The organism is Leucobacter sp. M11, assembly GCF_035726885.1.
In the GTDB taxonomy this organism is placed as follows: domain Bacteria; phylum Actinomycetota; class Actinomycetes; order Actinomycetales; family Microbacteriaceae; genus JAPFRB01.
On the sequence record NZ_JAPFRB010000001.1, the window covers coordinates 419441 to 427653 of the forward strand.

General features: G+C 69.6%; 11 protein-coding genes and 1 riboswitch. Of the genes, 8 read left to right on the forward strand and 3 right to left on the reverse strand.

Features of this window, described 5'->3' with window-relative positions; genetic code table 11:
• Positions 1-144: 144 nt before the first annotated feature.
• Positions 145-630: a glutathione peroxidase gene (locus OOT08_RS02115; RefSeq protein WP_325090901.1), complete on the reverse strand. Its 486-nt coding sequence runs from the start codon at positions 628-630 to the stop codon at positions 145-147.
• A 114-nt stretch (positions 631-744) separates the two neighbouring features.
• Here OOT08_RS02115 and OOT08_RS02120 point away from each other — a divergent pair, with 114 nt between their 5' ends.
• Positions 745-1083, forward strand: coding sequence for a GNAT family N-acetyltransferase (locus OOT08_RS02120; protein ID WP_325090902.1), 339 nt, complete (start codon positions 745-747; stop codon positions 1081-1083).
• Here the strand turns inward: OOT08_RS02120 and OOT08_RS02125 are convergent.
• Positions 1080-1766 carry an asparagine synthase gene (locus tag OOT08_RS02125; RefSeq protein WP_325090903.1) on the reverse strand — a complete coding sequence of 229 codons (687 nt, stop codon included), beginning with the start codon at positions 1764-1766 and terminating at the stop codon, positions 1080-1082. The two genes, OOT08_RS02120 and OOT08_RS02125, sit on opposite strands and share 4 nt — an antisense overlap.
• Before the next feature lie 136 nt (positions 1767-1902).
• Here OOT08_RS02125 and OOT08_RS02130 point away from each other — a divergent pair, with 136 nt between their 5' ends.
• From OOT08_RS02130 to OOT08_RS02155, 6 genes are all read left to right on the forward strand, one after another.
• A complete protein-coding gene (locus OOT08_RS02130) occupies positions 1903-2952 on the forward strand; it encodes an alpha/beta hydrolase (protein WP_325090904.1) in 1050 nt (349 codons plus the stop codon).
• Between the two features lie 117 nt (positions 2953-3069).
• Positions 3070-3720, forward strand: a complete 651-nt coding sequence (locus OOT08_RS02135) for an excalibur calcium-binding domain-containing protein (RefSeq protein WP_325090905.1) — start codon at positions 3070-3072, stop codon at positions 3718-3720.
• Positions 3721-3757: 37 nt separating this feature from the next.
• Positions 3758-3822, forward strand: a riboswitch (guanidine-III (ykkC-III) riboswitch).
• Between the two features lie 19 nt (positions 3823-3841).
• Complete coding sequence (locus OOT08_RS02140) at positions 3842-4162, forward strand: DMT family transporter (protein WP_325090906.1); 321 nt, start codon at positions 3842-3844, stop codon at positions 4160-4162.
• A 2-nt stretch (positions 4163-4164) separates the two neighbouring features.
• A complete protein-coding gene (locus tag OOT08_RS02145) occupies positions 4165-4539 on the forward strand; it encodes a DMT family transporter (RefSeq protein WP_325090907.1) in 375 nt (124 codons plus the stop codon).
• Between the two features lie 119 nt (positions 4540-4658).
• The gene (locus OOT08_RS02150) at positions 4659-5066 is read left to right on the forward strand and encodes an NUDIX hydrolase (protein ID WP_325090908.1); all 408 of its coding nucleotides are present in this window, start codon (positions 4659-4661) and stop codon (positions 5064-5066) included.
• 41 nt (positions 5067-5107) lie between these two features.
• On the forward strand, positions 5108-5812 hold the full coding sequence (locus tag OOT08_RS02155) for an O-methyltransferase (protein ID WP_325090909.1): 705 nt from the start codon (positions 5108-5110) through the stop codon (positions 5810-5812).
• Positions 5813-5900: 88 nt separating this feature from the next.
• Here the strand turns inward: OOT08_RS02155 and OOT08_RS02160 are convergent, their stop codons facing one another.
• A complete protein-coding gene (locus OOT08_RS02160) occupies positions 5901-6983 on the reverse strand; it encodes an LLM class flavin-dependent oxidoreductase (protein ID WP_442916157.1) in 1083 nt (360 codons plus the stop codon).
• Positions 6984-7027: 44 nt separating this feature from the next.
• Here OOT08_RS02160 and OOT08_RS02165 point away from each other — a divergent pair.
• Positions 7028-8213: MFS transporter (locus OOT08_RS02165; protein ID WP_325090910.1), on the forward strand; the 1186-nt coding region annotated here is incomplete at its 3' end.

The following is an 8213-nucleotide window of genomic DNA, read 5'->3' on the forward strand; positions in this document are numbered from 1 at the left end:
CTCAGGCCTTCGGGGCGGTGCGGTCAGCGCTGCCCTCCCCGGCCGGGGCGCGGTGCGCGGGGCTGGCCGGTGCGGGCCGACGCCGGCAGGGTCCGGGCTTCTGGGCGGCGGCGTTCCGCCGCAGGCCGGATCCCGGGCGCGGGATCAGGCGCGGAGCGCGGCCTCGATCGCGTCGGTGACCGCCGGGTCCTCCGGCTCGGTCGCGGAGCGGAAGCGGCGCAGGGAGCCGTCCCGGCCGATGAGGAACTTTTCGAAGTTCCACAGCACGGGTCCGGCGAGTCCGGCGCCGTCCTTGGCCGCCTTCGCCGCGGCGAACACTGGCTCCGCGGCGGAGCCGTTGACGTTCCCCTTCGCGAGCAGCGGGAAGGTGACCCCGTAGTTCAGCTGGCAGAACTCGCCGATCTCCTCGGCGGTGCCGGGCTCCTGGCGTAGGAACTGGTTGCAGGGCATGCCGACGACGGTGAGGCCTTGGTCGCCGTAGCGCTGCCAGAGGGCCTCAAGCCCGGCGTACTGGGGCGTAAAGCCGCACTTCGAGGCGACGTTGACGAGGAGGACCACGCCGGGGGCGATCTCACCCAGGGTCGTCGCTTGGCCGTCCAATCGGACCACGGGTGTCTCTGCGAGCGTCATGGCCCTCATCGTACGCCGCTTTCCGCGTCCCGCCCAGCCCCGCTGCCCGCGGTCGGGACGGGGGCACGCACGCGCCCCTGCCAAATCGGCACGATCCGGCATACACTTTTCCGCATGACCCACTACAGCGATGAGGCCGCCGCGGAGCTCGACGGCTACGAGATCCTTGCGGAACCCGAGCAATCCCGCTTCGTCATCCGCCAGCACGGTGATCAGGTCGGCGTCGCCGACTACGTGCGCGACGAGGAGCGCGGGGTGAGCCTGTTCACGCACACCTTCGTGGACCCGGCGCACCGGGGCACGGGCCTGTCGGCGCTGCTCGTGGCGCGGGCGGTGCCGGAGCGCGTCGCGGCCGGGGACCGCATCGAGGCGAGCTGCTGGTACGTCGCCGAGCAGATCGAGGCCAACCCCGCGCTCACGCGGCCCGCGGCGTCGCCGACGGCTCCGGATTAGCCCTTCGCGGCCCGACGCTCGGCGCGCTTCTCGCTCCAGGTCTCGGCCTTCGAGGCGGGCTGATCGCCGCCGGAGCCGACGGACTTCGCCTCGTTCTTCTGCCGCATGAGTTCGGTGAGGTCCTTCTCGATGAGGTCCTGGATGCGGCCGCCGCGCGCCTGCCGGTACGCCTCGTCCCGTCCCCCGCCGTAGTAGGGGTGCTCGGCGCGCACCTTGAGCGAGTCGCCGACCTCGGCCCAGGCGGCCTCGCGGGCCTGCTCGGCGGTCTTGCGCACGTAGTCCTCGTCGGCGGCGCGCTCGCGCAGCTCCGAGGCCACGGACTCGTACACCTCCTGGCGGTGCCGAAGCGTGCGGTTATCGTCGTTGCCGTACTCGGACTCGCTCCAGGCGCTGCGCCCGTAGTCGCGGATCTCGTCGCGCATCCGACGGATGTGCTTCGCGTCGCGGTCGCGCTCCTCGGCGAGCTCGGTCGCCGCGTCCCGGACCAACTGGAGAATTTCTTCCTCGTGGTAGTCCATATTCCGACGCAGGGCGTTCATGATGATCGTGTTTTTCACGGTCATCCGAACGGCAACATCGGCGACGAGGAGCCCCTGCTCCACGATCTCCTCGACGGGCGCGAGCACCCGCTTCGGGATTCCGCGCAGGGGTCTGGCGCCTCGACGCTTCCGAAACCATCCCATAGCCGCTCCTTGCCATCACCCAATGCCTCCTATTATCGCTCACGCGGGCCGAGAGGACGACCAGCCGCGCGTGACCCGCCGAACCGGGCCCGACTCTGCCACACTGGGGAGCACATCCCGCCAGAGAGGAAGCCGCATGGCCCCGAGCGCCCGCATCCGCCCCCTGTATCTCTGGCTCGGCGGCGCATTCGCCGTGCTCACCGCAATCGCCCTCGTCACGACGCTCAGCCCGCGGCCAACGGCGATGCTGATCCGGGCCGTGTTCGAGGCCGGGGGCCGCGCTACGGTCGCCGAGATGCGGCCCTACGCGCCAACCTCGGGGCTCACGGAGCACCGGAACGTGTCCTATCGGGACGGCGACCCGGACGCCACGCTCAGCCTGTTCCGCCCCGAGGGCGCGGCCGAGCCGCTGCCCGTGGTGGTCTGGGTGCACGGCGGTGCCTGGATCTCCGGGCAGAAAGAGGACGTCGAGCCCTATGTGCGGATGATCGCGGACCGCGGCTTCGTCGCCGTGACCCTCGACTACTCCATCGGGCCGGAGGCGCAGTACCCGACCGCGGTCGGGCAGATCAACGACGCACTCGCTTTCCTGAACGAGCACGCCGCGGAGTACGGCATCGACCCCGAGCAGTTCGTTATCGCGGGCGACTCGGCGGGCGCGCAACTCGCCAGCCAGGTCACGGCGATGGCCACCAACCCGCAGCTGGCGACCCTGATGGGCACCCAGCCGAGCCTCCGTCCCGAGCAGATCAGCGGCACCATCCTGCACTGCGGTGTCTATGACATGCGGGCCATGGCGGAGCTGTCGGGGATCGAGAACTGGGGCTTCAAGATCGCGCTGTGGGCCACGACCGGGACCCGGGACTGGTCCTCGACCTACGCGGGGGCGACGATGTCGAGCCTGAACTTCGTGACCGAGGACTTCCCGACGACCCTCATCAGCGGCGGCAACGCGGACGCGCTCACCTGGCTCCAGTCCATTCCGATGAGCCAGCGGCTCGAGGAGGTCGGCGTGGACGTGGAGAGCCACTTCTTCGCCCACGACGCCGAGCCCGCGCTGGAGCACGAGTACCAGTTCAAGCTCGACTCCCCGGAGGCGCAGCAGATGTTCGAGGACACGATCGTCTACCTCGACCGGATCACGGAGCGCCCGGCCGACGCGGGCGCGGGGTCTTCACCTCGCTAGTCCGAGTTGGTTCATTCCCTGCCCGCGCGAGCAACTCGCGGTCCGCTCGGACCGTTGCTACAGTCCTGTGTGGGGAGGGGGATTCCTCACCATCACGGGAAATGAGGAAGCACCAGCATGCAGTTTTCGACGTCCGATACTCAGGACGCATCATCTCCGTCGACTGAACCGATGGCCGCCTCATCTCATGAAGCACCGCCTGCACGTCGGGGCTGGAAACGGTTCCTCCCCGCGGCACTCGTTCTGATTGCCGGAATCTTCGTGGGCGGTATCGGATCTGCTGGTGAGCGTGCCTCGCTCAACCAAGCAAAGTCCAGCCTCACCAGCCAGGTGTCCACCTTCCAAGAGGATGTCGGAACGCTCAAGGCTCAGGTCCAAGAGCTCGAGGGCAAACTCACTGCGGCCGAATCGGAGCGAGACGCAGCCCGTTCCGAACAGCAGGCCGCTGCGACAGATGCCGAGACACTCCGCACGTCGCTAGCAACGGTGACTGGGGAGCGTGACCGTCTGGCCGAGGAGAAAGCAGCGCTAGACGTCACCCTTGAGGAACGGGAAGAGACGATTGCTTCTATCCAGAGCGAGGATGCAAACGTCCCGCTCGGGTTCGCTGGCGCGGCGGCGAGTGATCCTGCGCCCGAACAGGCACCTGCGGCCTATTACCAAAACTGTACTGCGGCTCGGAATGCTGGCGCAGCGCCGGTGTACTCGGGTGACCCCGGGTACGGACGGCATTTGGATCGCGACGGTGACGGCGTGGGTTGCGAATAACTGCACTGGATTTGCTCAGGGTGCGTTGCTAGTTTTCTCTCAGGCCCATTCACGGCCTGCGGACGAGGGCGCAGTACCCGCTGAGCGACAAGACTGACCAGTTGAAGGGGTGTCGACTCATATGTCATGGCCGTGGATTATTCTCATTGTGAGCGGGATGTTGGAGGCCGTCTGGGCCACCTCGCTCGCCGCCTCGAACGGGTTTAAGAAGCTCGTTCCGAGCATCGTGTTCATCATCTCGCTCGTGCTCAGCCTGCTCGGGCTGAGCTGGGCGATGGGCTCGATCCCGACCGGGACCGCCTACGCGGTCTGGGTCGGCATCGGCGCGGTGCTCACCGCCGGCTGGGCCGTCGTCTCCGGCGCGGAGCGCATGACGGCCGCGCGGGCGCTGCTGCTGCTCGCCCTGATCGGCTGCGTCGTCGGCCTCAAGGTGGTGAGCTAATCATGCCGTGGTTCATTCTCGTCATCAGCGCCATCCTCGAAGCCGTCTGGGCGACCGCCCTCGGCATGAGCGAGGGCTTCACGCAGCCCGTACCCACCGTCGTGTTCCTCGTCGCGAACGTGCTCAGCATGATCGGTCTCGGCGCCGCGATGAAGCACATCCCGATCAGCGTCGCCTACTCCGTGTGGGTCGGCATCGGCGCGGCCCTGACCGTCGCCTACGCGATGATCACGGGCGTCGAGTCCGCCTCCCCGCTGAAGATCGTGTTCCTCGTGGGCATCATCCTCTGCGTCATGGGCCTCAAGTTCGCGAAGTCGCCGGAGCCGAAGTCCCGGGCGGCCTCCCTCGACGAGGCCCCGGCCGGCTCCGCCGAGTAGGCCGTCGCGGCCCGCGGCGTTCGGGGTGCCCGGCGCCCCGCACGCCGCGCTCGGCCGCGCCGCGTGAGCGGCCACCCCGTGGTCCGGGGCGGCGCGAGCGCGGCGATACGATGGGAGCCATGCAGGATATTCTCGTCGCCGCCATTGCCCTGATTCGCGATCGACGGGTCCTCATGGTGACCGCCCGGGGACGCGACGTGATCTACATGCCCGGGGGCAAGATCGACCCGGGCGAGACGGCGGCGGAGGCCGCCGCGCGCGAGGCCTTCGAGGAGGTCTCGCTGCAACTGGACCCCGCGGAGCTCGTCGAGCTGTTCACGGTCGTCACGCAGGCGCACGGCGAGCCAGCGGGCCGCCTCGTCCGGATGACGGTGTTTCACACCCGCACCGAGCAGGACCCCGCCCCCGCCGCCGAGGTCAGCGAGCTGCACTGGGCGAGCACCGCGGACCTGGATCGCTGCCCGCCCGCGGGCCGCGAGGTCGTGGAGCGCCTGGCCGCGCTGGGCCTGATCGACCAGGCCGCCTGAGCTGGCCTGAGCGAGGCAGGAGCCGATGATATGTTGACGGCATGACCGGTCAGCATGTGCACGCTCAGGAGAATCACGACGAGTCGCCCAGTGCCTGGCGTGACGTGGATCGGTACTTCACCGAGAGCCTGGTCCACGAAGACGAAGCGCTCGTTGCCGCCCGACGATCCAGCTCGCGAACCACGATGCCGAATGCTGAAGTAGCGGCGAATCAAGGGGCTCTCCTGGCGCTTCTCGCCCAGATCGCCGGTGCGAAGCGAGTGTTAGAGTTCGGCACCCTGGCGGGGTACTCGACGATCTGGTTTGCGCGCGCGGTCGGACCTGACGGCCACGTGACCACGCTGGAACTCGAACCACAAAACGCCGAGGTCGCTCGTGAGAACCTGGTGCGGGCCGAGGTCTCGGACCGGGTGGATATCCTGATCGGCTCCGCGACCGAATCCGCGAGCCGCCTCATCGACAGCGAAGCGGCCCCGTTCGACTTCGTGTTCATTGATGCCGACAAGCCCAGCAACCCACAGTATCTCGCTGCCGCGCTGGAGCTGACGCGGCCAGGCGCAATCATCGTGATCGACAACGTGGTTCGCAACGGTGCGGTTGTGCACGCACAGAGCACTGACCCCCGGGTGCACGGGGTTCGATCGGTCACCGAGGACATTGCCGCCCACCCCAACCTTGACGCGACGGCACTGCAAACCGTCGGGATCAAAGGATGGGATGGCCTGATTCTTGCTCGGCGGACGTAGCCCCGAGCGCAGAAACACCAACTGCGTTTGCCCGGAGACCCGGCGCTGGCGTCTTTCCGGTCCACAGCGGGCGCTGCGGCTTCGGCACTCAGGAGCCGGGGCGCCCGCCATAGACCGAGCCGAGGGCGGGCTTGATCTCCCGCACGATGGTGTCGAGCAGCCGCACGTTATAGTCCACGCCAAGCATGTTGGGCACCGTAACGAGCAGGGTGTCCGCGGCCTGCACGGCGGCGTCCCGGGAAAGCTCCGCGGCGATCACGTCGGGCTCGCCGATGTAGCTGCGTCCCGAGCGGGCGTTCCGGCCTTCCAACCGCCCTACCTGGTCCTTCGCCTCCCGGGTGCCCGACAGCCCAAAGTACTCGCGGTCCTCGTCCTCGGTGAGCGGGATGACGCTGCGGGTCACCGCGACGCGCGGCTCCCAGCCGTGCCCGGCGGCGGCCCACGCGGCGCGGAAACGCGCGATCTGCTCCGCCTGCAACTCGTCGTAGGGCACGCCCGTGTCCTCCAGCATCAGCGTGGAACTCATCAGGTTCATGCCGAGCGATGCCGCCCACTCCGCGGTGTCCCGGGTGGAGGCGCCCCACCAGATCCGCTCACCGAGGCCGGGCGCGTGCGGCTCGATGCGCTGCAGCGTGCCGGGCGGCGCGGTGCGCGGATTCGGGGTGGCGAGCCCCTCGCCCGCGATGGCCGCGAGAAACTCCGCGGCCTTGGCCCGGGTGTCCCCGCCCTGCGGGTGCTCCGCGGTGGCCGGATAGCCGAACCGGGTGGCCCCGTCCACGACGGTCTCGGGCGAGCCGCGGCTCACGCCGAGGTGCAGCCGCCCACCGCTCAGCAGATCCGTGGCCGCCGCGTTCTCGGCGAGATCCAGCGGGTTCTCGTAGCGCAGGTCGAGCACGCCCGTGCCGAGCTCGATGCGCGAGGTGCGCGCCCCGATTGCCGAGAGCAGCGGGAAAGGCGCCGCCAGCTGCTGCGCAAAGTGATGGACGCGGAAGAAGGCGCCGTCGACGCCCACCTCCTCCGCGGCGACCGCGAGGTCGAGGGACTGAGAGAGGGAATCACCGGCGGTGCGCACCCGGGAACCCGGGATGTCCTGCCAGTGTCCGAACGAAAGAAAACCGATGCGCTTCACGCTCAGGGACAGCGTCCGGACCGCGGCGTCTATTCCCGACACCCCGGCCTTGACCCGGCACCGACGTCATGGTGTCCACTCGGAGCATGACCCCGTTTCTCTTTCTCGCCAGCTCCGGGCTCTCGCTGCTCGGCAATTCCATCGCGGCCATCGTGCTGCCCATCGTCGTGCTCAACATCACGGGCAGCGTGCTCGCCGCGGGCACGCTGTCCCTCGCCACCGCGGCCCCCGGCTTCCTGATCGGCCTCATCGCCGGGGTGCTCCTCGACCGCGTGAACCGCCGCACCGTGTCGATCGCCTCGGATCTCATCTCGGCCGCCGCGCTCGCCGCCCTCCCCCTCACGGCCGCCTGGACCGAGCTCACCCTCGGCTGGTTCATCCTCTTCGGGTTCCTCGGCGCGTTCGGGGACATCCCCGGGATGACGGCCCGAGACACCATGCTCCCGGCAATCGCCCGGGAGGCCCGGATCAGCCCCGAGCGGCTCATCGGCATCGGCCAGGGCCTGAGCGGGCTCATGGTCGTCATCGGCCCGGCCGCCGCGGGCACGCTCTTCCTGCTCTTCGACGGCATCGGCGCGCTCTGGGTGACCGCGGCGACCTCGGCCCTCGCCGCGCTCCTGACGCTCGGTCTGCCGCGCCGCGTCGGGCACGGCGTGTCCGACGGGGAGGGCGAGGGCTCGAACGCGGACGCGGCGCTCGGCCCCGTCGCGCAGCTGCTCGCCGGGTGGCGACTGCTCTTCGGCGGCTCCCCCGTCATCTGGCGGATCGTCCTCCTCGGCCTGATCGGCATGGGAGCGCTCATCGCGTTCCAGGGCAGCCTGCTCCCCGCGCACTTCGCCCTGGGCGGCTCACCCGAGGGGCTGGGCTTCGCGCTCAGCGGTTTCGCGCTCGGCTCGATGCTCGGCGGCGGACTCTTCGCCGCGGTCGGGGCCCGCGGCTCGCGCGCAGGCTGGCTCGCGGTGGGCTCGCTGGGCGGCGCGCTCGCCATTGTCGCCCTCGCGTTCCTGCCGCCGCTCGGCCTGCTCGTCGGCATCATGGGCCTCGGCGGGGCGCTCCTGTCGTTGCAGGCCGGGGTCAGCACTGCGATACTCCTGGAACAGGTCCCGGATCACATGAGAGGCCGCATCATGGGCACACAGAACGCGCTCCTGCTGGTCGTGGGCCCGCTGTCCGTGTTCGGCACCGCGGCGGCCGCCGAGGCCTGGGGCCTGGTCCCCGCCGGGCTCGGCCTGGCCACGATCGCCCTGCTGGCCACCCTCGCGTGGCTGGTGC

Bases quoted from the DNA above. Each gene is read 5' to 3' on its own strand.
- OOT08_RS02115 (WP_325090901.1), bottom strand. From the start codon at position 630: ATGACGCTCGCAGAGACACCCGTGGTCCGATTGGACGGCCAAGCGACG.
- OOT08_RS02120 (WP_325090902.1), top strand. From the start codon at position 745: ATGACCCACTACAGCGATGAGGCCGCCGCGGAGCTCGACGGCTACGAG.
- OOT08_RS02125 (WP_325090903.1), bottom strand. From the start codon at position 1,766: ATGGGATGGTTTCGGAAGCGTCGAGGCGCCAGACCCCTGCGCGGAATC.
- OOT08_RS02130 (WP_325090904.1), top strand. From the start codon at position 1,903: ATGGCCCCGAGCGCCCGCATCCGCCCCCTGTATCTCTGGCTCGGCGGC.
- OOT08_RS02135 (WP_325090905.1), top strand. From the start codon at position 3,070: ATGCAGTTTTCGACGTCCGATACTCAGGACGCATCATCTCCGTCGACT.
- OOT08_RS02140 (WP_325090906.1), top strand. From the start codon at position 3,842: ATGTCATGGCCGTGGATTATTCTCATTGTGAGCGGGATGTTGGAGGCC.
- OOT08_RS02145 (WP_325090907.1), top strand. From the start codon at position 4,165: ATGCCGTGGTTCATTCTCGTCATCAGCGCCATCCTCGAAGCCGTCTGG.
- OOT08_RS02150 (WP_325090908.1), top strand. From the start codon at position 4,659: ATGCAGGATATTCTCGTCGCCGCCATTGCCCTGATTCGCGATCGACGG.
- OOT08_RS02155 (WP_325090909.1), top strand. From the start codon at position 5,108: ATGACCGGTCAGCATGTGCACGCTCAGGAGAATCACGACGAGTCGCCC.